Origin of the sequence: Brucella haematophila (genome assembly GCF_005938105.1) — a bacterium.
Taxonomy (GTDB): domain Bacteria; phylum Pseudomonadota; class Alphaproteobacteria; order Rhizobiales; family Rhizobiaceae; genus Brucella; species Brucella haematophila.
On the sequence record NZ_VCPE01000001.1, the window covers coordinates 89,450 to 112,303 of the forward strand.

Sequence of the window (22,854 nt, forward strand, 5' to 3'; positions counted from 1 at the left end):
TTCTAATGCATTTAGGGCGGTTCATTTATGTATGATGCATGAATAGCTCCGCAATTCTGACGGTTAGGAAGATTTATCAACGTCTTCCTGTTGATTTGTGAAATATTTTATACTCGCAACATTTATGTGTGACTTGAAGAAAGGCTGTTAAATCGTGCCGGAATTTTTTCTCTCAACCGATATGGTGGATGAAAAATCTCGCAATGCTTTCTGGCAGGAAGTATCGGAACTTATATATGAGGTCTCTCCAGTCGGTGTTGATGGCCAGGCCGGAATGATCGGCACCATTCGCTCACGCCTATTTGATACGATGGTTCTCGGCGACACGACGTTCAACGATCAGATCTGTCGGCGGACGCCGGAGATGATCGCGCGTACGAACCTGGATATTTGCCTGCTGCAGCTCGTTCTGTCCGGCGAATATACGGGAGACTTCGACGGGACGAGTGTCCACGTACAGCCGGGTGATATGTTCTTCATGGATCTGACGAAGGTACTGGATAGCCGCAAGGAAGCCGGTGCGCGGGTGACGCTGGCAATCCCTCGATTTGAAATGGATAAATGGTTTCCTGCGAAAGACGTGCACGGGCTGGTCCTGTCGCGGAATCTTAAAATCAATCAGGTGCTGTTCGATTTTATTCTGAGCCTGGATGGTTCTCTGGATTTCATTCAGGAGAATGAAGTACAGGGGATCAAGGAAGCGCTTGTCCTGTTGCTGGTGGCGGCTGTGAATGGCGTTGCTCTATCGCCGGCGCAATCGATTGCCATTGACCAGACGATGCGACAAAGAGTGCTGGACTATATCGATTTGAATATCCGCGACCGGCGTTTGAGCCCCAAGACGATCATGGCGCATTTCAAACTGTCTCATTCTCACCTGTATCGGCAGTTCGAGCAGGATGACGGCATCACCAAATTGATCCGGCAAAAACGTCTGGACCTTGCTTACCGCTATCTCATCCATAGCAAAGGCAAGGCGGAAACACTGAAAGAGGTCGCTTATAAATGCGGCTTCTCGGATCGGGCGCAGTTTACGCGGTTGTTCAAGGACCGCTACGATGTTTCACCGCAAGATTTGCGCGAACTGAAACAGGTGCCTGGCCATGACCCGATGTCGGCCTCCAACTTGCACCAGCATATTCACGACCACCTGACCCGCATACAGCCAGCCAAATCCTGAAAGATCAGACCGCGGCCTTTTCTAGGGCGCGGTCTTGTTCAGCGATGAACGTGGCGATGATGTGGGCAACGAGAACGGCGTGCTCGCTAACCTGCGGCAATCCCATCAGCTCGCCGAAGGTTCCGCGCGCCAGCGGTCCGGCGATCAGCAATGTCTCATCGACGAAGCCCGATGCAGAGATTGCGTGGCTTTGCCGGTCACAGAGCAGACCCAGTCCAGTCGGGCAAAGGGCCAGATGCCCCGCTTCGGCGAGCGCCGAAAGCAATGGCTGTGATCCGAGAATGCCGCCATGGCCGGGACCGGTGGTGACAACGACCTTGTCCACGTCGAGAACATCGATTGCGCTCGAACGTCGGTCTTTGAGGTCGATGCGCAAAATGTCGCCGGAGCTAGCCGCGCTGCGGATGGAGGCAGCGCGGACAGACAGGCTGCCATCGGCGACAGCGCGATCAAGAGCGTTTTCCACCTGAGGCGCAATGCGGAAGCGATGCACGTCCCAGAACGGGCGAACATGCCGCGCGATGCGTCGGCGCTCTGAAACGGGCAAAGCCTGCCAGATGTCCTGTCCCTGAAGGCGAACCGCATCGAGAACCGGATGCCAGCTCAAACCTTCGGCTTGTGCCGCCTTGATGGCTTTGCGGACCCGGTGCAGCAATTTTGAAGCACTGATTGATGGTTCGGTTGTGAAGTCGCCAAATGGGTCATGGGCGGTGCGGGGGTGCCCGCGTGAGCGGAGGCCGCGACGCGAAATCGAAACGATCTGCCCTTTATGGCCATGGGCTTTCAGCGTGGCGATGACGTCGGCTGCCGTCAGCCCGTTACCGACGACCAGCACGCGGTCGTCTGACTGGACATTATCCAGCGCGCCGGGGCGCGTCGCGTCGGCGATCAACCCCGGATGCTCGCTGATCGGCTCCAGCACACCCGGCAGGGATGGAGCGGGATGGCTGACCGCCAATACGACGATATCAGCAACAACAGGCTCGCCATCTTCGGTTTCGATTGTCCAGAAGTCACCGTTTTTCGTGGCATGTACAGCGCGGGTTCGGCGGTGGACCACACGTCCAGCCTCAATCAGAGGCTCCAGTCTTGAGGATGCATAAAGCCCGAAGACAGTCCGGGCCGGGAAGGGGGCGCCGTCGAGACTGAAAGCATCCGGATCGCTTTCCAGTATTCCGGTTTCTGCAAGCCAGTTGCTGAAATCCTGCGGCTCGTCGGGTAGGATGGACATGCGGTCGGCAGGCACATTGATGCGGTGCACCGGTTCCAGCGTGTCATAGGCCAGACCGCGTCCAAGCTTCTCGCGCGGCTCAATCACCACGATCCGCCAGTCGGCGTCATGCTGGTGGTGGGGCAGTTGTCGCGCCAGATGCAGCGCAACGGCTGCGCCTGTAAAACCGCCGCCGATAATGGCGACGGTGCCGGTATGGGCTTTCGTCAGCATTTCAAATCTCACGAGCCGGAAGCGACCTTTACATTACCCCCATGTCCGCCCCCGCCAAAGACCTGTTTTTTGCCGAAGGACGAGCGGATCTGGTTGCGTGGCCCTTCCAGTCCCAGTTCGGGAAACAGGAGTTCGGAAACGCGATAGGCTTCTTCCAGATGCGGGTAGCCGGAGGCGATCACCGTATCGATGCCCAGCGCCTGATATTCGCGCAGGCGGGCGGCAACGGTTTGCGGCGAGCCGACCAGAGCGGTTCCGGCGCCGGAACGCACGAGGCCGATGCCCGCCCAGAGATTGGGCGACACTTCCAGCTTGTCGCGGCGGCCATTGTGCAACGCGACCATGCGGGCCTGACCGACGGAATCGGAGTTTTTCAGGAAGACCTGCTGGGCTGCGGCGATGGTCTCGTCGTCGAGATGCGCGATCAGGCGGTCGGCGGCTTCCCACGCTTCATCATCCGTTTCGCGAACGATGAAGTGCAGACGAATACCGAAGGATATCTGGTCGTCACGGCCTTTGGCCTTCGCCGCTTTGCGAACAGCGGCGATCTTTTCGCCGACCTGTGCCGGAGGCTCACCCCAGGTCAGATATTTGTCGACGAGACCGACGGAAAAATCGATACCGGCCTGTGACGAACCGCCAAAATAAATGGGTGGGCGGGCTTGCACCGGCGGCAGGCCAAGTGCTGCATCATGGGCTTTGATGTACTTGCCGTCGAGATTGCCATGGCCGGTTTCGATCAGATCGTTGAACACCTGAAAGAATTCATCGGCATGGTCGTAACGTTCGTCATGCGGCAGGAAAATGCCGTCGCCAGCCAGTTCCTGCTGGCTGCCGCCAACGACGATATTGAGAAGCAACCTGCCCTGAGACACGCGGTCGAGCGTCGAGGCGAGGCGGGCGTAATAAGCGGGGGAGGCGACACCGGGACGGATCGCAACGAGAAACTTCAGTTTTTCCGTATAGGCGGCAAGATTAGCGGCCAGAACGAAGGACTCTTCACACGCAACCCCTGTCGGGATGAGAACGCCGGAATAGCCGAGGCGATCTGCTGCCTGCGCGATCTCCTTGAAATAGGCGGGGTCGGAAGGACGGCTTAGCGCGTCGGTCCCCAGATAGGTGCCGTCACCCGAAGACGGGATGAACCAGAGAAAATCGAGCGGCTTTCCATTGGTGGACATGAGAGACCCTTCTTCCAGCGTGCGATATGGCTACCCGGCGTCCGATCTGCGCAGTCGGACGCTTGGAGCAGCGCAATGTGTTCGTGGAATATTGTAGCTGACCAGATTGCTCGCTTAAGGAATGCGATGCTAAAAACTGCGTCATGCGTGAAGTTTATCGACGCGATTGACCGGGGTGTCGCGCAACATGATTGCTGTCGCGTCATGCAAAGCCCGATCATCCACTGAACGTCAACTCTGTGGGTCCAGCATCAGCAAGCAGAGAAACTTGTTCCAGTTTCCGCTGATGATCGATATTTCTATACGGCGAAATGAGGGAGACAGAATGCGCCGCGACAAGAAGAAGGCGACGATTTACGACCTTTCTGTTCTGTCGGGAAGCTCGCCTTCCACGGTGAGTGCCGTGCTCAATGGCACGTGGCGCAAGCGCAGGATCAGCCAGACAACGGCGGAGTCCATCCTCAATCTTGCCGAGCAGCACCAATACACTGCCAATCGTCAGGCGCAGGGGCTGCGTCATTCCCGCTCCGGCCTTGTCGGGCTGCTGCTGCCTTTGCATGACAACCGCTTTTTCTCTTCCATGGCGCAGACATTCGAAGCGCATGTCCGCGCGCGGGGCCTGTGCCCAGTCGTGGTCAGCGCGGGGCGCGATCCGGACGAAGAACGCGAAACGGCGGAAACGCTGATTTCCTATTCCATCGATGAATTGTTCATCTGCGGCGCAACGGACCCGGACAGCCTGCATGAATTATGCGAGCAGGCGGCGATCCCGCATGTGAATATCGATCTGCCGGGAGCGAAAGCTCCATCGGTGACCACCGACAATTTTGCCGGTGGCCGCATGCTGACGGAAGCGATCATCGCGCATTTTTCCGATCGCGAACCTTTGCAGCCGATGGAGCTTTGTCTGTTCGGCGGACGCAACGACGAATCCACCCGCCAGCGTATTCGCGGTTTTCATCATACCAAGCAGGCCGTGCTGGGGTCGGATCCAGAAAATTGCGTTTTCCACACCGGCTATTCGCCGTCGAATACGCTGCGAGCGCTCGATGACTATCGCAAGCATCATGGTCGGTTGCCGCGTGGTCTGTTCGTCAATTCCTCGATCAATCTTGAGGGTCTGCTGCGCTATATGGTCGAGCATCCGCACGAGCAGCTCAACGATCTCGTGGTCGGTTGTTACGACTATGATCCCTTTGCATCTTTCCTGTCGTTTCCGGTGATTTCAATCCAGCAGGACGTGGAAGGCATGATCGCCAAAGCCTTCGATCTGATGGAAAAGCACGTCACGGAACCGGAGCTGCATCTGGTTATGCCCAGATTAATTGCGCCGCGTTCGGCCATCGCGCTGCCGGTGGATAGTCTGAAAGATATCAAATAAATAGCACAACGGCTGCACTCTTCGTGATGCCGGGCTGCAAAGAGCAATTGTCTGCGTTCCGGTGCTCACGTACGTTGAAGTACGCTCCGCTCCGGTACTCGAAAATCACTCTTTTCGCCGCGGCCTGACGAATTTGCAGCCGCTGTTTTGCGGCGCTGTTACTCCCGCTTCGTTACAAGCACTCCGACATCGTCATCGCATACCCCGCTGAATCGTGTTGACAGATTTTAGGGGCTGGCGCATTATCAGCTTGCACAATCGATTGTGCAAATTGTTGTGCAAAGTTACAGCATCTCCAACCGGGAAGAGGCCGGGGACGAGATGCCGCCGCCTGACGGGAGATGGCGGCGCTGGCAGGTGGAGGCAATGCGAAGCGCGTGAATTTCTGAAAACGGCTGCTTGGAGCGCGTTTCGATCTGTTTGAATCGGATCGGCGCTCTAGATATCCGTGCTCACGCACATCCTTTCGAAAACGAATTGAATTTTCGAGGATGTCCGGCGAGCGAGCCGTTGGCTTCAGCGCATGTAAAGCCGTCTCTTGCAGGCGATATTCCCGGTCGGATGCCAGAAAAACAGACAATCACTAGGAGGAGAGTCATGAAGGTATCGAAGATGACAGGCGCGCTGGCTGGCGTGCTGATGATGGCCGCTACGACGGCTCATGCGGAAGTCAAGGATGCGGTGGTCGGCTTTTTGATGCCGGATCAGGCATCCACGCGCTATGAAGAGCGCGATTTCCCCGGTTTTGCAGCAGAAATGAAGAAGCTCTGCGAAAGCTGCAAGGTGCTTTATCTCAACGCCGATGGCGACGCGACCAAGCAGCAGCAGCAGTTCAATTCGGTCATTTCGCAGGGCGCCAAGGTGATCGTTCTTGATGCCGTCGACACGGCAGCAGCCGCTTCGCTCGTGAAGCTGGCCCAGTCGCAGGATATCAAGGTCATCGCCTATGACCGTCCGATCCCGGATGCGACGTCGGATTTCTATGTCTCGTTCGACAATGAAGCCATTGGCAAGTCGATTGCTGAATCGCTCATCAAGGACCTGAAGGCCAAGAACGTGCCGACCGACAAGGGCGGTGTTCTCCAGATCAACGGTTCGCCGACCGATGCGGCTGCCGGTCTCATCAAGAAAGGCATTCATGCCGGTCTGAAGGACAGCGGTTACAAGACGCTGGCCGAATATGACACGCCTGAATGGGCGCCAAGCAAGGCTCAGCAGTGGGCGAGTGGCCAGATCACCCGCTTCAACGACCAGATCGTCGGCGTTGTGGCTGCAAATGACGGCACCGCAGGCGGTGCGATTGCTGCCATGAAGGCTGCGGGCATTGATCCGCTGCCGCCGATCACCGGCAATGACGCGACGATTGCGGCGCTTCAGCTGATCATTTCGGGTGACCAGTTCAACACGATCAACAAGCCGTCTGAAATCGTTGCTTCGGAAGCTGCGCGCGTTGCCGCCCAGTTGCTGAACGGCGAGACGCCGAAGGCTGAAACGACGCTCTACAACACGCCGTCGAAGCTTTTCGTCCCGGCGGTTGTGACGGCTGAAAACCTTAAGGCCGAAATCATCGACAAGAACGTTGTTCCAGCAGCAACGCTGTGCGTCGATCGCTATGCCGATGGCTGCAAGAAGCTCGGTATCACGAACTAAGCAACGATCCGCCCGGCCGGTTTTCCGGTCGGGCGTCCTTTATTTTACGCACATCTCGTCCGAAAGCCGTTTCACATTTTTCGGGATGTGCTGTGTTTCGTGCGCAAAGGCATATCGTGCGATATGTCGGGGAAAGTGAACAATGTCCCAGGAAAACAAAGCGGCGACGTCATCGTCGCAGCCCGTGCTGCGCCTCAGCGGCATTTCCAAGAATTTCGGCGCGGTTTCTGCGCTGACCGATATCGATCTGGAAGTCTATCCGGGTGAAGTGGTGGCGCTGGTTGGCGACAATGGCGCCGGAAAATCCACGCTCATCAAGACGCTTGCCGGTGTGCACCAGCCGAGTTCGGGTACGATAGAATTCAATGGCGAGAAGGTTGTGCTGTCCTCGCCGGGCGTTGCGCTCGACCTTGGCATAGCGACGGTCTTTCAGGATCTGGCGCTGTGCGAAAATCTCGATGTCGTGGCCAATATTTTTCTTGGCCGGGAGCTTAGCCCCTACCGCCTCGATGAAGTGTCGATGGAAATCAAGGCTTGGAAGCTTTTGAACGAGCTTTCTGCCCGCATCCCGAGCGTCCGCGAGCCGGTTGCTTCGCTTTCGGGCGGCCAGCGGCAGACCGTCGCGATCTCGCGCTCGCTGCTGCTCGACCCAAAGCTCATCATGCTCGACGAACCGACCGCCGCACTTGGCGTCGCGCAGACGGCGGAAGTGCTTGATCTGATCGAGCGCGTGCGCGATCGCGGTCTGGGCGTGCTGATGATCAGCCATAATATGGAAGATGTGCGCGCTGTCGCAGACCGCATCGTGGTGCTGCGTCTCGGTCGCAATAACGGTGTTTTCTATCCGGATTCATCGAACGAGGAACTGGTTGCCGCCATCACCGGCGCAACCAGCAATTCCGTTTCCCGCCGTGCCGAACGACGTCAGGCACAGCACGATGACGCCCATGACCGGGGAGAAGCATAATGAACCAGACAACCGGAAATACCCCCCTCGACCGGCAGGATGCCCGCGTGCGTCATGATGAAGGCGTTTCGGGCGCGCTGCGCAGCTTTTTCGACCGCGTCCGCTCCGGCGATCTCGGCTCGCTGCCGGTTATTGTCGGCCTCGTCATCATCTGGACCGTGTTCCAGACGCTGAACCCGGTTTTCCTGTCGAGCAACAACCTTGTGAACCTGCTGTTCGATTGCTCGACCATCGGCGTCATTTCGCTCGGCATCGTGTGCATTCTGATGCTCGGCGAAATTGATCTGTCGGTCGGTTCCGTCAGCGGTCTTGCCTCGGCCATCGTCGGCGTGTTGTGGGTCAATAATGGCTGGCCGGTGGCGCTGGCGATTGTCGCCGCCCTTTGCGCGGGCGCGCTGATCGGCCTGCTCTATGCATTCCTTTATAACCGCTTCAGCATGCCAAGCTTCGTGTCGACGCTGGCGGGCCTGCTCGCAGCACTCGGTTTGCAGCTCTATCTCCTCGGCAATACCGGCTCGATCAACCTGCCTTACGGCTCCTGGCTTGTCAGCTTCGGCCAGCTTCTGGTGATGCCGCGCCCACTCTCCTATGCGCTGGCGCTGATTGCAGGTCTCGCGATCTTCTTCACGGGTTTCCGCTCGGCGCAGCGTCGTCGTGAAGCGGGGCTTTCGGCACCGTCCGTCGCCGGTATCGCGTTGAAGGCCATCGTCATCACGCTCATCGTCGGTGGTGCCGTGTTCTATCTCAACCAGTCGCGTGGCGTGCCGTGGATGTTCGGTCTGTTCGTAGCGCTGGTGGTTGCCATGAACTATGCGCTGACCCGCACCCGCTGGGGCCGCGCCATGCAGGCCGTCGGCGGCAATCGTGAAGCCGCGCGCCGTGCCGGTATCAACGTCACCTTCATCTATATCTCTGCCTTCGTCACCTGTTCGGTATTGGCTGCAGCGGGCGGCATTCTGGCCGCGTCGCGTCTGGCATCATCCAGCCAGCAGGCCGGTACGGGCGACGTCAACCTCAACGCCATTGCGGCAGCGGTTATTGGCGGCACAAGCCTGTTCGGCGGTCGCGGCAGCGCCTGGTCGGCCCTGCTCGGCATCATCGTCATCCAGTCGATTGCCAGCGGTCTGACCTTGCTCGATCTGTCGTCGTCGCTTCGCTATATGATCACCGGTGCCGTGCTGGCAATTGCCGTGATTGTCGATTCTCTCGCACGCCGCTCGCGCCAGTCGCACGGTCGCGCCTAACAAATAGAAGGATTCTCCAAATGGCCCAGGATCTCAAAGGACAAGTTGCAGCGGTGACCGGCGCGGCTTCCGGCATCGGCTTTGAATGCGCAAAGCATATGATCGAAGCAGGCATGACTGTGTTTCTCGTCGATCGTGACGAGAAGGCACTGAAGGAAAAATGTGCAGAGCTTGGCGAAAAGGCAAAGCCGCTGGTCATCGATCTGCTCAGCCCGGAATCGGTTGCCACCATGGTGCCGCAGATTCTCGAACAGGCCGGTCAACTCGACGTGTTCCACGCCAATGCGGGCGCTTATATCGGCGGACCGCTCTGGGAAGGCAATCCGGACGCCTGGGACCGCATGTTGAACCTCAACATCAATGCGGCGTTCCGCACGGTTCATGCCGTGCTGCCGCATATGATGGAGCGCAAGACGGGTGACATCATCATGACCAGCTCGGTGGCCGGTGTTGTGCCAGTGATCTGGGAGCCGATCTACACGGCCTCCAAACATGCCGTGCAGGCTTTCGTGCATACGGTTCGCCGTCAGGTTGCGCCGCATGGCATTCGCGTCGGCGGTGTCCTGCCCGGCCCGGTCGTGACCGCGCTGATCAGCGACTGGCCGAAGGCAAAGCTCGAAGAAGCGCTGGCCAATGGCAGCCTGATGGAGCCGAAGGAAGTGGCTGAATCGGTGATGTTCATGCTGACGCGCCCGCGCAACATCACCATTCGCGATCTCGTCATCGTGCCGCAGAGCCTCGATCTGTAATTCCTTCAAGAACGGGTCGGAGACCATGACTTATTATTATTTGGGCGTCGATGTCGGCACTGGGAGCGCCCGGGCTGGCGTGTTCGACGCCAGGGGTACAATGCTGGCTTCGGCCAAGCGCGACATTACGATGTGGCGCGAGGCCGGCAGCATTGTTGAACAGTCGAGCGCCAATATCTGGCAGGCCGTCTGCGAAAGCGTGCGTGAGGCGGTTAAGACCGCCGGGATTGATCCAGCCAGCGTTGCCGGTATCGGCTATGACGCGACCTGCTCGCTCGTGGTACTGGGCGAGGGCGGCAAGCCGCTCGCCGTTGGCCCGTCGAATGATCCGGCCCGCGACATCATTGTCTGGATGGATCATCGCGCGGTCGAACAGGCCGAGCGCATCAATGCGACCAAGGCCAAGGTGCTGGATTATGTCGGTGGCACCATTTCGCCGGAAATGGAAACGCCAAAGCTCCTCTGGCTGAAGGAAAACAAGCCGGAAAGTTTTGCTGCCGCCTGGCAGTTTTTCGACCTCACCGATTTTCTCACCTGGAAGTCGTGCGGCAGCCTTGCGCGTTCGGCCTGCACAGTCACCTGCAAATGGACCTATCTCAGCCATGAAAATCGCTGGGACGACGCCTATTTCCGCGAAGTCGGCCTCGGCGAACTGGCCGATGAGGGTTTTGTGCGAATCGGCACGGAAGTTCGCGCTGGCGGCGAGAAGCTCGGTGTTCTGAGCGAACAGGCCGCAGCGGAGCTTGGCCTCAAGCCGGGGATCGCGATTGCCGCCGGTCTGATCGACGCTCATGCGGGCGGTATTGGCACCGTCGGCGCACGCGGCGATGCGGGCAAGGTGTTGTCGCGCATGGCCTATGTGTTCGGCACGTCGGCCTGCACCATGACCACGACCGCACAGCCGGTTTTCGTGGACGGCGTCTGGGGTCCGTATTATTCGGCCATGGTGCCGGGACTCTGGCTCAATGAGGGCGGTCAGTCGGCAGCAGGTGCAGCTATCGATCACCTCATCCATATGCATCCCTTTGCCGCCGAGGCGGAAAAGCAGGCTGCGGCTGAAGGCAAGGGTCTTGCAGACCGTCTTGCTTCCGAAGTGGAAACCCGCGGCGGTGCGGCAAAGACGGCTGAGATCATCGGTGACATTCATGTCGTGCCAGAGTTTCTCGGCAATCGTGCACCTTTCGCGGACCCGGATGCCCGGGCCGTCATTGCCGGTCTTGATCTGGATGCGGGCATCGACAGCCTGACAGCGCTTTATCTGGCCGGTCTTTGCGGGCTTGGCTATGGTGCGCGCCAGATCGTCGAAGCGCAAAAGGCCAAGGGTATTGCGACGGATACCATTGTTGTCAGCGGCGGTGCGGCGCGTTCGCATCTCGTGCGTCAGGTGCTGGCCGATACGACGGGTCTCGTCATTGCGGCTTCCACCTCGCCGGAACCGGTTCTGCTCGGCTCAGCCATGCTTGGAGCCGTTGCGGGCGGCGCCTATCCGGACCTCGCGACGGCGATGGAAGCCATGTCCGAACTGGGCGAGGTCAACCATCCCGATTCCGACCGGGTAAAATGGCATGATCGCCGTTTCGAGGCGTTCACGCTGTTGCAGGACACGGCACGCAAGCTGCGCGATTTCTGATCGCAATCATCAGCGATAAAATGACAACAGCCCCGGTTCGATCCAAACCGGGGCTGTTTTCGTTGAAGTGAACGGGCCTTACATCAAAGGCGCATCGGGTTCCGGTTCATATTCGCGGGCACCGTCATCCTTGGCGAACAGCACGCAAGGGCCGTGCGAGCCGCGCGGATCATAGGCAAAGCCCTTTTCGGCCAGCGCATGGGTGATATCGCGAATGCCAGCCAGACCGTAAAGATGGTCGTGCAGCTCCAGGAAAATGCGCTCGACACCCGGCAGCTCGGCCAGTTTGAGCAAATCGCGCTCCGCGCCTTCAATATCCATCACCAGTACATTGATGCCATGGCTGGCGATGAACTGGTCGATATTGGTCGAGGTGATGGAAATCGTGCTTTCGTAGGGCCCCTGATTTTCGTCCATAGACGACATCCAGAGATCCTTGCGCACATAAAAGCGGAAGGTGCCGGTTTCGCCGGCGCTCAAAATGCCTTGCGACAGGACCACATTGTCATGGCCGTTGGCTTCGAGCACGCGCCGCGCAAGCGAGGCGGTTGCCGGATTGGCTTCGAAGGCCCAGACGGCCACATCGTCGATCCGTGCAATCAGGGAGGTGATGATGCCAATGCCGGATCCCAGCTCCAGAACGCGGTCGCTGGCCTTCACGGCCTTTTTGATTGAGCGAGCTTCCTTGGCTTCATAGCTGCCGCTGCTCAGCGCCTGCCAGATGACGGGCGAAACTTCGCCCGGCTCGATGGGTACGACGACCCCATGTACATTCAACACTTTCGCACCACATTAATTGCTGCCACATAATGAGTGGTAGCAGTTAGCTGCGTCCGGAAACAGTCCTTCCGCGCCCTTTTTTGGTATGCAGATAAGCGAGTTCTGTTGCAGGCATCGGTCTGCCGATCAGGTAACCCTGCACCTGATCACAGCCAAGCCCCTTAAGGCATTCATATTGCTCTTCCGTCTCGATGCCCTCGGCGATGGTGATCATCCGCAGGCTGCGGCCAACACCGGTGACAAGCTCGACAATGGCAAGTGCATCGCTGCGCGTCGTGACATCGCGGACAAACGAGCGGTCGATCTTGATCTTGTCGAAGGGGAAGCCGCTCAGGCTGCCGAGCGATGAATAACCTGTGCCGAAATCATCCATGGCGATCTGAATGCCAAGCGCTTTCAGACCGCGCAGGGTTTCCAGTGTCTGCTCGTTCTTGTCGAGCAGGACGGATTCGGTAATTTCAAGCTCCAGCCTGCGCGGATCGAGGCCGGTTTCCTCCAGCGCCGCCATGACGGTCTGGACAAGATCCTTGTCTCGGAACTGTACCGGAGAAAGGTTGACGGCAATCTTCAGCGGCTTGTTCCAGCGCGTCGCTTCCTGACAGGCCGTCTTCAGCACCCACTCACCAAGCGGCATGATGGTGCCGATCTTCTCGGCCACGGGAATGAACTCCATTGGAGAGACCGAGCCGCGCACCGGGTGCGTCCAGCGCAGCAGCGCTTCATAGCCGCAGATTTCCCGCGTGTCCGTGGTTGCCTGCGGCTGGTAATAAACTTCCATTTCGTTGTTCTGAAGCGCGGTCTGCAAATCCGCTTCGAACGACTTCTTTTCGCGCAGGCGCGTCAGCATGTCCGATTTGAAGACGCTGACATGACCATGGCCAACGGCCTTGGCTTCATAGAGCGCCAGATCGGCATGTTTGAACATTTCTTCCGTGTCCGGCTCGCCTTCCGATATGGCCACGCCGACGCAGGTTCCGATCTTGATTTCCAGCTCTCCGACCCGGTAAGGGCGGCTGATCTCGTCCATCAGACGATCTGCGAATTCAAGCGAATCTTCCTCTGTCATGCCGGTCGACAGCACGGCAAATTCGTCGCCGCCAAGACGACAGACAATATCGCCCTTCCGGCTCAGCCGCGTCAGCCGCCGCGAAACGGCTTGCAGCAATATATCGCCGACGTCGTGTCCAAGTGTGTCGTTTACATCCTTGAAACCGTCGAGGTCGAGCAGAAGGATAACGGCTGAAGGCCCGCCGGAAAGCGCTGCCGTCAGCCGTGTTTCCAGATCCTGACGGAACAGGACACGGTTCGGAAGGCCAGTCAGTGCGTCGTGATGCGCATCATGTTCGAGACGAAAATTCTGTGATTGCAGTTCTGCCGTGGCCTCGCGCAAGTCAGCGGTCAGGCGCTGCATGCGGCCATGGGCGCGGTCCAGAAGATTGTTATGACGAATAAGCAGGATGACCAGAACGACACCGCAGAGAATAAGGCCCGCAGCCAGTGCCGTATAGATGAAATGCAACTGCTTGACGTCGCTTTGCGCGGCATCGATCAGGTCGACATCGTGCTCCACCGATGTGGAAGCGAGTGACGTGAGGGGCGCATCCAGCTCGCTCATCGCGACGAGCATGGATTTCATGTCTTCCGGGCTCATCGTATCGAGATTGATATCGAGCTGGTGGATGATGTCGCTCAGCTTCATATAAAGCTGGCGGCGTCCCGGATCGTCCTGAATGAATGAGCGCAGGTTGCCCTGTTGCAGCATTTCAAGGCGTCCGACCATAAAGTCCAGCCGTAGCCGGACTTCATCGCGATCAACATCGGGTAGCCCAAGCGCCAGAGCACTCAGCCGGTGCTCAAGCCGCAAATATTCGGACACGGTCTGTCCGATGGACCAGGAGTCATTATAGCGGGAAAATTTTTGCAAAGCCGTCTGACGCTCTGCGATGACATAGGCGATATAGCCCGTTGCCACCACAAAGCAGCAGATAATGACACCCAGTATGCGTCTCAAGCTCGGCCTCTATTCGACGATCAGCTTGGCGACCTGCCAGGCGGAGCGCGTGTAATAAGTTTGATTCTGGAGTTGAGGGTCGCTGTCATACGGGTAGATAATAAACAACGGTCCTTTGTCCCGTACGGCCATGTACTTTCCGTCCCGCTTTAAAGCAAGGATGACGTTGAATTTCTTGAAATCATCGAGCGGAATTGTGGTTACATAGTCGTTCAGCGCGACGGCGGTGACGGTTTTGCCCTCAGCGCCGACCAGCTTCATCAACTGATCGATAGAGACACCCTCGAACCGAACCTTTCCGTCATACCACGGATTGGCGGTTTCCACGGTCTTGAGACCGAGGGCTTCCAGACCTGCGCGGTCGAACTGCGCGGTGTCTCCATTATTCTTGTTCTGGATGTTGCCCGATATAGTCAGGATAGGCTTGTCCTGCGGCTTGGGCAGCGAGCCGGCGAATGCGCCGGAAACGGCGGTCGCAAAAACGACCAGGCAGACAAAAAGACGACTAAGGTTCATTGCGTTTCTCCCTGAGATAGCCGGTCAATAAAGCAAATTACCTAAATCAGCGTGAATACTGCGAACATATTCGAATTTTATCAGATTTGACAAAATTCGCCCCTATGATCTTTAGCCTGGACTTATAGTGAATGAAAACAATAGCATAATAGACGCTTGGCTATGGAATTCGTCAAGGGCCGACAGATGCTTCGCATATTTTATTTTCATTTTTTTTCAGATTGTCAAATAGCTATACCATCTGTGCGGCGGAAAAGCGGCATTGTTAAGTAATGAATAATATGAACTGCACTGCATTTGATACTTCGTATAATAAAACAACTTATGATTGCCGAATTTTCGGTGGGGGTGTGCAGTCCGGATCGATCAGGAATTTTGGCGCGTAAAGTATTGATAGCAATGCCGCAATGCGGGTGGATAGAACCACCCGACCCTTCGATATTCGAGTGCTAAAGCATGTCTCCCGAAAGTGGAAACCGGTTTCGGGATCAAGACATGCGTAAAAATAAAAGCTTAAAGCGTGTCGCGTGAATATGATTGAACGCGACACGCTTTAGCCTCAGGCAAAACTGAAGTTCATCTGGATTTTGTGTAAGTTCTCAAGCTCACCGATCATACTCTGATCAGGGAAACGGTCACGATATACGACATCTGCCGTATTGTTCTGCGCTAGCTGCGGGCGATAATTTCCTCCTGACATCACGTCATAATGTTGGCTGCGCGCGCATGCGTGCCCGCCAGTCTGGAGGGTAAAATGAAGTTCATTCTTATTGCAGCCGCGGCATCGGCTATTTTCGTGACAGGGGCTCTGGCATCAGCGCCGGTGATGACCAAGGCAACCGCTGAGGCAACACTCTCGAAACCTGACGCAAATGCGACGATCGTCGCGACGGGACCGACTCGCTCGAATGGGCGTGGCATCTCGGGTATCCGCAGCTCGTTCGGCGGATAATCTTTTAGAACCTCAACTGTTCGGCGAGACGCGACGACGCGCTTGATCCGATGCAGTGAGGTTCACCTTTGCGTGGTTTGCCAGTCGACGCGGGGGCGTCCGGCGAGTGAGGGAGACCTATATCTCCCTCACTCGCCGGTTTTATCATGGGCGCATCATCGCTGCAGTTTATGCGGAGGCCAGCGCTTCTGCGATTGTATCTTTCAGCGCCAGACGCTGCTTGCGCAAAAGCGTTTCTTCTTCCTGGCTCAAAGGTGTGATCTTGGTTTCAGCCAGATGGATACGATCATTGATCGAGTCATATTCTTCCAGAACGCGCGCAAATCGGACGTCCTTCGCCTTCAGAGCGTGAATAGCTTCAATCTGTCCGGGGAATTCCTCTCCGAGCGTGTGGGGCGTGTTCGACATGATGTCTCCTTCCTTTGCTGAGGCTGAGCTTCGCAGAGCAGGTTGGAATGGGCATTGATCGCGATCAAATTCAAGCGGTCGCTTGAAGAATAGCAGCTGTCACATGGTTATCAAAACGCAGACCAGCGTTTTGGACGTCCCGTCACACAATCTCACTTTGTAAACACGGTCGGCTTCCAGCCGCGAGCAAAGCCCATCGACATTGCAAGGCTGGCATATTCGATTTCCTTTATGAGAAAATCGCGGTCTTTCAGCAAGGCTTCGATAGCGGCTCGCACGTCGCCGTTATGGTGGGCGAGAACGAGGTCTATCTCGTCCTCATAGCCCTGTTTTTGTACAAGCGCGTTCATTTGCCGTGCTCCTTATAAGCAGACATCATCATTCCTAAACATATTGGAATCTATTGGCTCTCGCCATCGATGTTCTTATTTTGTTCACGTCTTATAAAAGAGTCAAGCCTGTTGCTTTCCAGATCGCGTGGATTTTCCGCGATAGAGCGTAACCGGCTGCAAGTTCTGGGATTCTTATCGCGACAAGATGCAACAACTGACCGGCCAAAAAGCGGCGTGAGTTGTGGTCTATCAGATTGATTTTCTTGAAGAAAATATTGGCTGGGGAACCTGGATTCGAACCAAGACTAACGGAGTCAGAGTCTTCAAACAGAGGTTGAAAACGTTAGCTAAATTCGAATTTGTTGCGCCCATGTCGCGCTACAAAAACACCGACGCCGCTTTATCCATCAGTGAGCCGTCATCTCCCCGTTCGAAAAGATGCGAATACGTGTCCAATGTAACGGTAATCGAAGAATGTCCAAGACGCTCCTGAACGACCTTCGCTGGCAGGCCCAATCCACCGTCGATTGGCCGATTGATACACCACGACGCATAGAAATGCCGAAGGGCATGAAGGCCGGTGTATTTAGCCGCAAGTTCGGCGTTCCCGTCCTTATCCATCTTGCCAGTTTTGACGACGACGCCAGCCGCTACCTGTGCGGGCTGATACCATCGGTGAACTATGTTGCTATGATATTCAATAGCTCCCGTTCCCGTCGGGAATACAAGCCCGAGTGTTCCCTTTGGGCATTCGTCTTTCCATGCTTTCAAAGCATCGACCAGCGGGCCGGGAAGAGGGATCGTTCGTCTTCCTTTTTTCGACTTCGGGGAGCCTATTTCTTGATAGGCATCGGCGCGTTGCCGAATCGTGATTTCCGCGCGATCCAGACTGACATCTTGCCATCGCAAGCCTCGCAATTCGGAAGCTCGCATACCAGTCATGCACGCGGTCAGAATGAATATGCGAGATTTACCCGTAGCTGCCGCAAGGATCGCCTTTATCTCGGCGGGCGTCGGAATATCGGTTCCAACTTCGACGGGGCTGTGGTGACGTGCTTCTGCTCTCTTTCGTCCTTTCGCTCGGCCCATGTCCTTCACGGCATTCCGGACGACCAGACCGCGCTCCTGAGCGTCGGAGAGGAGCGAACCCAGACTGACACGGACGGCGCGTACCATCGCTGCAGATCTGCCTTCAGTCTTGAGCGCATCGAGGAAGTTGCGAATTTCCGGTACGGATATCTCGTTCAATCGCTTTTTACCGATGAATGGATTGATGTGAAGCTCGACGTGCTGCTTGTACTGATCAACTGTCGACCGCTCCAGAGCGCCGTCGCATTCGGACAGCCAGAATTCGGCGGCCTTCTTAACAGTCACGGTGTCCGCATCGGCTACGTGAACGCGCCCCATGACTTCTATGTGCGATTGAGAGTCGAACGCTTCCGCCTCTTTTTTAGTCCTGAACGTTTTCAGATGGCGCTTGCCTTTCTGGTCGACATAATCGCAGACCCAGGCTGTTTTTGCTACGCCTTTTGTCGTCCAGGTTCTTTCCCTAATGGACATGTATGTCTCCGCTTTGTGACTAACGGAATACGCGTAACATGGAAAATGAACCGTCGTCAAAAAAGCAGGTTGACATATCGCGGTGAGACACGCATCATTTTTGCGATGGGTGAATCCCATCTGCCCTACGGGGCTGGGCCGACTGCCGTAAACGAGGCGGGGCCAACGATTAAAAGCCGCCACCGAACCATGCGGCAAGCTTCCCCACCACCGAACCACAACAAGCCATACGTGCGTCTTTCTGCGCGCGCTGGTAACACGAGGAGATTCCGCATGAAGGCGGGAAACGATAATCTGGCCGATGACATGCTCGTCGGAGCGAAAGCAATTGCGTCATTCTCAGGCTTCGGAGAGAGGACTGTTTATCACTTGGCAAAAACCGGGGTGCTGCCGACATTTAAAGTCGGCGACTTGGTGTGCGCTCGGAAATCCAAGCTTCTCGCGTTCATTGAAAAGCAGGAGGCAGCATGACCAGCGCCGCATCTGTTTCTTATTTCTTGACCCACGAAGCGTCCCGCATGACCCGTGAAGCCATGCTCGACCTTTTCAACGCAGAATTCCCAGATTACGATGGGAATGAGGAATTCCATCGAGGGCTTTGCGCCGGAGTTGCTATATTGCAGCAGGAAGCAGAGCGACGCGGTGAGAACCTTGATATTCGGGGCGCCCTTGCGCGTCTCGCAAAAGTTTCCCGGTATGAGATAGAACGGGAGTTTGCAGAGGACGTGGCTGCTTATCCCATGGGGATATCGGCGGCCATCCACTAACCCACTACCACCACACCAAACCGCATGCGCAGCCGCCCGCGCCGCGGGAAGTTGCGCGCCTAAACACGAAGGAGAATTTATGAGTAAAGCAGAAGCTTTTCCCTTGGCTTTTGTTCCCTACCGCATCGAAGTGGCGACGCCATATCTGCGCTGGAACGCTGGTGAACTGGAACAGGCATGGGGAATTACGAGCCATGATCCGCAAGGCCGAGAAACAGGATATTGCACCGAGTGGCGCCCCGTGCCGCATCACAGTGAGCCACTCACCTGCGATGATCCAAGCGCACCACGATTTCACTAATCACCAACCACACCACCTACTGAACACGAGGAACTAAAATGAACTTTATCGAAATTGAAAATGGTCGCCTGCTGAACACAGCATTCATCCGAGAAATCCGACCGACTGAAGAACTGACAGAATTCGTTTTCAAAACGGACGATGATGAATTAGTGCGAGGCACCATCGATCATCACGACATAGCCCGTATACTTATGCCCGTTATCCCCGCCGAGAAGGGTTATCGCGCGATCCTGGCACCGGTCAAAGATGGTTTTAAACGAGAATGGAACCATCTTCCCGTACTCGCATGGCGCGTCGGTGTTGATGGTATGGAACCTGTAATTCCTGGTGGGAACAAGCTTCATGGTCTAGTCGGCATAATTGAGCCTTCGGGACAGGTCATTGGGCAGGATGGGACAAAGTACGGATCATTGACCGTATTCCGCGAAGAGATTGAAGCGGACGATACTCGCTTTCTGGACATCGCGCAGCAGTCGGCGAATGATGATGTGAATCCGACGGATCATGCAGTGGACATTCTGCCGGGATATCACTTGAATGACAATCCTTACCCGAGCCGGGAGGAGATTGTATTTCAAGTCGAAACGACGCTGCTCGATAGAATCGGGAAAGAACTGGTCCTTACGTTATTTTGCAAGGCCAGCGGCTCCCGCATGCCATTCCACATGAACATTATTCTGGAAAGCCCGGACATGGATCGGCAGAGCCGCGGACAGGCTGAGCTTGCGGCACTCTGTGCGTCCATCGGCATTTCCGAAATCAACGATAGCGACCAGCTTCATGGAAAGTGCGCCTGTGTCCGACGCAAGAAAAGCGGCAAGTTGAAGTTCACCGCATATAATCTGGTGTCTGAGGCCGCCTGACCATGACAATCCGTATTCACAATTTCACCCCCGCGCGCTCCGGCGCGGGGAATACTTTGGCGTGGTTTGATGCGGAGTTTCCGAATGGGATGAAGATCCAACGGCTGAAACTCGTCCAAACCAGAAACGGCTATCGCATCTACGGGCCGCGCGATCATTTGGGGCAACTGATATCTATGCCGATCCCGCTTGCCGATAAAATCGCAGAACTTGTCCTCCCTTATTGGAAAGCAGTCGTAAGCAATGCAGAACACCGTCGCACAGCAGCCTGATTCCACTTCATCTGACCCGATGTTGGATGTTGCTCTCTCCTACATTCAGAACGACATTCCTGTTTTTCCATGCCGTGCTGGTGATGTCGACGTGATCGATAATGCGACGGGCGAAATCTCGGTGTTGCCCGCAAAGGCGCCCCTGATATCGAACGGTTTGAAGGGCGCAACGCTGACTGAGCGTATTGTTCGTGCGTGGTGGGACGAGAAGCGTCACGGCGGCGCTATGGTCGGTATTCCGACCGGCAGTCGGTCCGGCATCTTCGTTCTCGATATCGACATGCATCGTGACAGCGAGGGCAATCTCATTGACGGAAAAGCGGCACTGGCCGCGCTGGAAGCGGTTAACGAACCCCTGCCACCAACAGCAGCCGTCCGCACTGCTGGCGGCGGTGAGCATCGATATTTCAATCACGTTGAAGGCGTCCGCAATCGCGGTGCGCTATCCAAGGGCCTCGATATTCGCGGCGAGGGCGGCTTCGTCATCGCAGCCGGCAGTGTCACGGCGGACGGTCGCGTGTATGAATGGATTGACCATGACGGCGAGGGGCTTCCTGTAGTTGCCGACGCTCCGCAATGGCTGCTCGATTTGATCTTGCCACCGACGGTCACGGTGTCTCCTTCGGATTGGTCATATCAGGCCGAGGGACATGATCATTATGTCGCGGCAGCAATGGAATCAGAGCTCGCACAACTGGCCAGCACTACTGAAGGCAGCCGCGGCGAGCAGGTAAATGCTTCGGCATTTTCTCTCGGGCAGCTTGTCGGAGCAGGCGCGCTTGATCGCACCGAAGCCGAACGCGGGTTATTCGACGCAGCGCTTGCGAATGGCGTTGTCGCCAAGGACGGCGAAAAAGAAATCCGGTTGAAGATCAAGCGCGGTCTGGATTCGGGAATGCGGCAGCCGCGTCAGCTGCCCGAGCCGTCCTATTACGACAATGACAACACACCGCCTATGGACACATCGGCGCTGGTCGCCAATGCGCGGGCGGGAAAATCGCAAACGGAACCCGCCGAAACCATTGAGCAGCCGGCAACGGCATCCACTCCCATCATTGAACCGCTCGACGTCTTCGCCGAGGCGAAAACACCGTCTATGCCCATGGGCGTCTTTCCCTCAGTTATCGAAAGCTTTGCCGTCGCTCGCGCAGAACAAATGGGCGTCGACCCTGGCGGACTTGCTATGGCGGCCCTTACGGTCTGCGCTGCTGCCATTCCGGACAACATTGCCCTTAAAATGAAGCGCCACGAAAGCTGGAAGGAAAGTGCCCGCATCTGGACAATGGTCATCGGCGATCCATCGACTCGGAAATCACCGCTGATCAAAGCGGCGAGCGCGCCACTTCTGGCAATAGAATCGGATTTGCAGCGAGATCATAGAGCAGCAATGCGTGACTGGATGACGCTCGACAAGGAATCAAAAAAGGGGAAGTCCGAACCGATCGCCAAGCGCGTTTCCATTGAAGATGGTTCGCCAGAAAAGGTCGGGGAAGTGCTGTCGAACAACGAAGCTGGCCTTGCGCTGATCGACGACGAGTTATCTGGTTGGTTCGCGCGCATGGAAAAATATGCCGGTTCGAAGGGCTCTGGTGCTGATCGTGCGTTCTGGCTCAAATCATTTGGTGGCGGCTCATATTCCGTTGACCGCGTTGGGCGAGGTTCGATCTGGATTCCTAATATCTCGATCACCCTGCTGGGCAGTATTCAGCCAGATCCGTTGCGGAAGATTGCAAAGGATTTGACCGATGATGGTCTGCTTCAGCGCATGTTTTGCATCATGCTGGAATCTGGCGGTGACGATCGCGACGAACCGTCTGGAGTTGATGAGAGCGTATATGCGCATCTTGTCCGAAAGCTATATCATCTTCGGACTTCAATGTCGGCGGGCTGGTGTTTTCGCTTTTCAGATGGTGCGCAGAGTTTCCGTAATGAGTTGTCGCGGGAACACCGAAAGCTTGAAAAGCTTTGGGAGCGCATCAACCGGCGTCTGGCAACACACATCGGGAAGTTCGACGGACTGTTCGGTCGAATATGCGTATTACTGCACGTCATCAAGAATATTGACGGCGAACTTCCGAAGGAAGTTGACCTGGAAACGGCGACGCAGGCCCACACCTTGTTGCACGACTACCTTCTAAAGCACGCGATTGCGCTGCATTTCAACATTCTCGGCGCGACTGACATGCACGCGGCGATGGTCGACGCGGCTGGTTCCATTCTAACGAATGAAGCGCTGCACGATGTCATTTCGGCTCGTCTTCTGAATCGTCATGGCACGGCCGTCCTTCGTAGGATGGACGTGCTCGACCTAGAGCGTGTGATGCAGCAACTGGACGCATACAGCTGGGTTGAACCCTTGCCGTTAGGACGAACGGAACGGGCACCGAAATATCGGGTTAATCCGCTTGTCCATGACAGGTTCAAGCGCCTTGCAGCGAAGATTGCCGCGGAGCGAAAAGAAATGCGGGAAGCAATAAAGTCATCGGCTAAGTCTTAGTTGTCGCGGATTGTCTCCATGCGACAGCATGAGACAAGAAACGAAGTTTGTCACGTTTGTCACGTTCATGCGATAGAGATATTTTTTTATCTCTCTTTCTTATTATTCTTGTGGGTCTTCACGGATATGCTCACGCGTGAACGTGCCAGCGTGTGACAAACTTTTT

General features: G+C 56.3%; 22 protein-coding genes. 14 read left to right on the forward strand and 8 right to left on the reverse strand.

Annotation, left to right across the window (positions count from 1 at the left end):
* Positions 1–154: 154 nt before the first annotated feature.
* The gene (locus tag FGI60_RS00380) at positions 155–1,180 is read left to right on the forward strand and encodes a helix-turn-helix domain-containing protein (RefSeq protein ID WP_138783448.1); all 1,026 of its coding nucleotides are present in this window, start codon (positions 155–157) and stop codon (positions 1,178–1,180) included.
* A 4-nt stretch (positions 1,181–1,184) separates the two neighbouring features.
* On the opposite strand, the gene FGI60_RS00385 is transcribed toward FGI60_RS00380, so the two are convergent.
* Together FGI60_RS00385 and ssuD are read right to left on the reverse strand one after the other, a co-directional pair.
* The gene (locus FGI60_RS00385; protein ID WP_138783449.1) at positions 1,185–2,624 is read right to left on the reverse strand and encodes an FAD/NAD(P)-binding protein; all 1,440 of its coding nucleotides are present in this window, start codon (positions 2,622–2,624) and stop codon (positions 1,185–1,187) included.
* 8 nt (positions 2,625–2,632) lie between these two features.
* Positions 2,633–3,805: an FMNH2-dependent alkanesulfonate monooxygenase gene (gene ssuD, locus FGI60_RS00390; RefSeq protein WP_138783450.1), complete on the reverse strand. Its 1,173-nt coding sequence runs from the start codon at positions 3,803–3,805 to the stop codon at positions 2,633–2,635.
* A 325-nt stretch (positions 3,806–4,130) separates the two neighbouring features.
* On the opposite strand from ssuD, the gene FGI60_RS00395 reads away from it, so the two are divergent.
* The 6 genes from FGI60_RS00395 to FGI60_RS00420 all read left to right on the forward strand — a co-directional run bounded on the left by FGI60_RS00395 (position 4,131) and on the right by FGI60_RS00420 (position 11,426).
* The gene (locus tag FGI60_RS00395; protein ID WP_138783451.1) at positions 4,131–5,186 is read left to right on the forward strand and encodes a LacI family DNA-binding transcriptional regulator; all 1,056 of its coding nucleotides are present in this window, start codon (positions 4,131–4,133) and stop codon (positions 5,184–5,186) included.
* 597 nt (positions 5,187–5,783) lie between these two features.
* A complete protein-coding gene (locus tag FGI60_RS00400) occupies positions 5,784–6,836 on the forward strand; it encodes an ABC transporter substrate-binding protein (protein ID WP_138783452.1) in 1,053 nt (350 codons plus the stop codon).
* 142 nt (positions 6,837–6,978) lie between these two features.
* Positions 6,979–7,803, forward strand: coding sequence for an ATP-binding cassette domain-containing protein (locus tag FGI60_RS00405; protein WP_138783453.1), 825 nt, complete (start codon positions 6,979–6,981; stop codon positions 7,801–7,803).
* Complete coding sequence (locus FGI60_RS00410; protein WP_138783454.1) at positions 7,803–9,047, forward strand: sugar ABC transporter permease; 1,245 nt, start codon at positions 7,803–7,805, stop codon at positions 9,045–9,047. Before FGI60_RS00405 ends, FGI60_RS00410 begins: the two co-directional genes overlap by 1 nt.
* 20 nt (positions 9,048–9,067) lie before the next feature.
* The gene (locus tag FGI60_RS00415; RefSeq protein WP_138783455.1) at positions 9,068–9,796 is read left to right on the forward strand and encodes an SDR family oxidoreductase; all 729 of its coding nucleotides are present in this window, start codon (positions 9,068–9,070) and stop codon (positions 9,794–9,796) included.
* A 25-nt stretch (positions 9,797–9,821) separates the two neighbouring features.
* A complete protein-coding gene (locus FGI60_RS00420) occupies positions 9,822–11,426 on the forward strand; it encodes an FGGY-family carbohydrate kinase (RefSeq protein ID WP_138783456.1) in 1,605 nt (534 codons plus the stop codon).
* Between the two features lie 78 nt (positions 11,427–11,504).
* Here FGI60_RS00420 and FGI60_RS00425 read toward each other — a convergent pair whose 3' ends face one another.
* Genes FGI60_RS00425 through FGI60_RS00435 form a run of 3 tightly spaced genes read right to left on the reverse strand, consistent with a single transcriptional unit; the run spans position 11,505 to position 14,733 of the window.
* A complete protein-coding gene (locus FGI60_RS00425; protein ID WP_138783457.1) occupies positions 11,505–12,206 on the reverse strand; it encodes an FkbM family methyltransferase in 702 nt (233 codons plus the stop codon).
* 43 nt (positions 12,207–12,249) lie between these two features.
* A complete protein-coding gene (locus FGI60_RS00430; protein ID WP_138783458.1) occupies positions 12,250–14,217 on the reverse strand; it encodes a putative bifunctional diguanylate cyclase/phosphodiesterase in 1,968 nt (655 codons plus the stop codon).
* Between the two features lie 9 nt (positions 14,218–14,226).
* A complete protein-coding gene (locus tag FGI60_RS00435; protein WP_138783459.1) occupies positions 14,227–14,733 on the reverse strand; it encodes an oxidoreductase in 507 nt (168 codons plus the stop codon).
* Positions 14,734–15,487: 754 nt separating this feature from the next.
* Here FGI60_RS00435 and FGI60_RS00440 point away from each other — a divergent pair.
* Positions 15,488–15,685, forward strand: coding sequence for a hypothetical protein (locus FGI60_RS00440; protein ID WP_138783460.1), 198 nt, complete (start codon positions 15,488–15,490; stop codon positions 15,683–15,685).
* Positions 15,686–15,853: 168 nt separating this feature from the next.
* Here the strand turns inward: FGI60_RS00440 and FGI60_RS00445 are convergent, their stop codons facing one another.
* The 3 genes from FGI60_RS00445 to FGI60_RS00455 all read right to left on the reverse strand — a co-directional run bounded on the left by FGI60_RS00445 (position 15,854) and on the right by FGI60_RS00455 (position 17,985).
* On the reverse strand, positions 15,854–16,093 hold the full coding sequence (locus tag FGI60_RS00445; protein ID WP_138783461.1) for a YdcH family protein: 240 nt from the start codon (positions 16,091–16,093) through the stop codon (positions 15,854–15,856).
* Positions 16,094–16,245: 152 nt separating this feature from the next.
* The gene (locus FGI60_RS00450; RefSeq protein ID WP_138783462.1) at positions 16,246–16,443 is read right to left on the reverse strand and encodes a CUE domain-containing protein; all 198 of its coding nucleotides are present in this window, start codon (positions 16,441–16,443) and stop codon (positions 16,246–16,248) included.
* Between the two features lie 360 nt (positions 16,444–16,803).
* Positions 16,804–17,985 carry a tyrosine-type recombinase/integrase gene (locus FGI60_RS00455; RefSeq protein WP_138783463.1) on the reverse strand — a complete coding sequence of 394 codons (1,182 nt, stop codon included), beginning with the start codon at positions 17,983–17,985 and terminating at the stop codon, positions 16,804–16,806.
* A 273-nt stretch (positions 17,986–18,258) separates the two neighbouring features.
* Here FGI60_RS00455 and FGI60_RS00460 point away from each other — a divergent pair, with 273 nt between their 5' ends.
* From FGI60_RS00460 to FGI60_RS00485, 6 genes are all read left to right on the forward strand, one after another.
* Positions 18,259–18,456: a MerR family transcriptional regulator gene (locus FGI60_RS00460; RefSeq protein ID WP_124915916.1), complete on the forward strand. Its 198-nt coding sequence runs from the start codon at positions 18,259–18,261 to the stop codon at positions 18,454–18,456.
* Positions 18,453–18,752: a hypothetical protein gene (locus FGI60_RS00465; RefSeq protein WP_138783464.1), complete on the forward strand. Its 300-nt coding sequence runs from the start codon at positions 18,453–18,455 to the stop codon at positions 18,750–18,752. Before FGI60_RS00460 ends, FGI60_RS00465 begins: the two co-directional genes overlap by 4 nt.
* A gap of 79 nt (positions 18,753–18,831) precedes the next feature.
* Positions 18,832–19,053 (forward strand): hypothetical protein, encoded by a 222-nt coding sequence (locus FGI60_RS00470; RefSeq protein WP_138783465.1) that lies wholly within the window; start codon positions 18,832–18,834, stop codon positions 19,051–19,053.
* 38 nt (positions 19,054–19,091) lie between these two features.
* Positions 19,092–19,919, forward strand: a complete 828-nt coding sequence (locus FGI60_RS00475; protein ID WP_138783466.1) for a hypothetical protein — start codon at positions 19,092–19,094, stop codon at positions 19,917–19,919.
* A 2-nt stretch (positions 19,920–19,921) separates the two neighbouring features.
* A complete protein-coding gene (locus FGI60_RS00480) occupies positions 19,922–20,191 on the forward strand; it encodes a hypothetical protein (protein ID WP_138783467.1) in 270 nt (89 codons plus the stop codon).
* Positions 20,163–22,688, forward strand: a complete 2,526-nt coding sequence (locus tag FGI60_RS00485) for a DUF3987 domain-containing protein (RefSeq protein WP_138783468.1) — start codon at positions 20,163–20,165, stop codon at positions 22,686–22,688. Before FGI60_RS00480 ends, FGI60_RS00485 begins: the two co-directional genes overlap by 29 nt.
* The last annotated feature ends 166 nt before the right edge of the window (positions 22,689–22,854 follow it).

What these genes read in the sequence shown, in the direction of transcription:
- FGI60_RS00385 (WP_138783449.1), bottom strand. Translation starts at nt 2,624, where the DNA reads ATGCTGACGAAAGCCCATACCGGCACCGTCGCCATTATCGGCGGCGGT.
- ssuD (WP_138783450.1), bottom strand. Translation starts at nt 3,805, where the DNA reads ATGTCCACCAATGGAAAGCCGCTCGATTTTCTCTGGTTCATCCCGTCT.
- FGI60_RS00395 (WP_138783451.1), top strand. Translation starts at nt 4,131, where the DNA reads ATGCGCCGCGACAAGAAGAAGGCGACGATTTACGACCTTTCTGTTCTG.
- FGI60_RS00400 (WP_138783452.1), top strand. Translation starts at nt 5,784, where the DNA reads ATGAAGGTATCGAAGATGACAGGCGCGCTGGCTGGCGTGCTGATGATG.
- FGI60_RS00405 (WP_138783453.1), top strand. Translation starts at nt 6,979, where the DNA reads ATGTCCCAGGAAAACAAAGCGGCGACGTCATCGTCGCAGCCCGTGCTG.
- FGI60_RS00410 (WP_138783454.1), top strand. Translation starts at nt 7,803, where the DNA reads ATGAACCAGACAACCGGAAATACCCCCCTCGACCGGCAGGATGCCCGC.
- FGI60_RS00415 (WP_138783455.1), top strand. Translation starts at nt 9,068, where the DNA reads ATGGCCCAGGATCTCAAAGGACAAGTTGCAGCGGTGACCGGCGCGGCT.
- FGI60_RS00420 (WP_138783456.1), top strand. Translation starts at nt 9,822, where the DNA reads ATGACTTATTATTATTTGGGCGTCGATGTCGGCACTGGGAGCGCCCGG.
- FGI60_RS00435 (WP_138783459.1), bottom strand. Translation starts at nt 14,733, where the DNA reads ATGAACCTTAGTCGTCTTTTTGTCTGCCTGGTCGTTTTTGCGACCGCC.
- FGI60_RS00440 (WP_138783460.1), top strand. Translation starts at nt 15,488, where the DNA reads ATGAAGTTCATTCTTATTGCAGCCGCGGCATCGGCTATTTTCGTGACA.
- FGI60_RS00445 (WP_138783461.1), bottom strand. Translation starts at nt 16,093, where the DNA reads ATGTCGAACACGCCCCACACGCTCGGAGAGGAATTCCCCGGACAGATT.
- FGI60_RS00450 (WP_138783462.1), bottom strand. Translation starts at nt 16,443, where the DNA reads ATGAACGCGCTTGTACAAAAACAGGGCTATGAGGACGAGATAGACCTC.
- FGI60_RS00455 (WP_138783463.1), bottom strand. Translation starts at nt 17,985, where the DNA reads ATGTCCATTAGGGAAAGAACCTGGACGACAAAAGGCGTAGCAAAAACA.
- FGI60_RS00460 (WP_124915916.1), top strand. Translation starts at nt 18,259, where the DNA reads ATGAAGGCGGGAAACGATAATCTGGCCGATGACATGCTCGTCGGAGCG.
- FGI60_RS00465 (WP_138783464.1), top strand. Translation starts at nt 18,453, where the DNA reads ATGACCAGCGCCGCATCTGTTTCTTATTTCTTGACCCACGAAGCGTCC.
- FGI60_RS00470 (WP_138783465.1), top strand. Translation starts at nt 18,832, where the DNA reads ATGAGTAAAGCAGAAGCTTTTCCCTTGGCTTTTGTTCCCTACCGCATC.
- FGI60_RS00475 (WP_138783466.1), top strand. Translation starts at nt 19,092, where the DNA reads ATGAACTTTATCGAAATTGAAAATGGTCGCCTGCTGAACACAGCATTC.
- FGI60_RS00480 (WP_138783467.1), top strand. Translation starts at nt 19,922, where the DNA reads ATGACAATCCGTATTCACAATTTCACCCCCGCGCGCTCCGGCGCGGGG.
- FGI60_RS00485 (WP_138783468.1), top strand. Translation starts at nt 20,163, where the DNA reads ATGCAGAACACCGTCGCACAGCAGCCTGATTCCACTTCATCTGACCCG.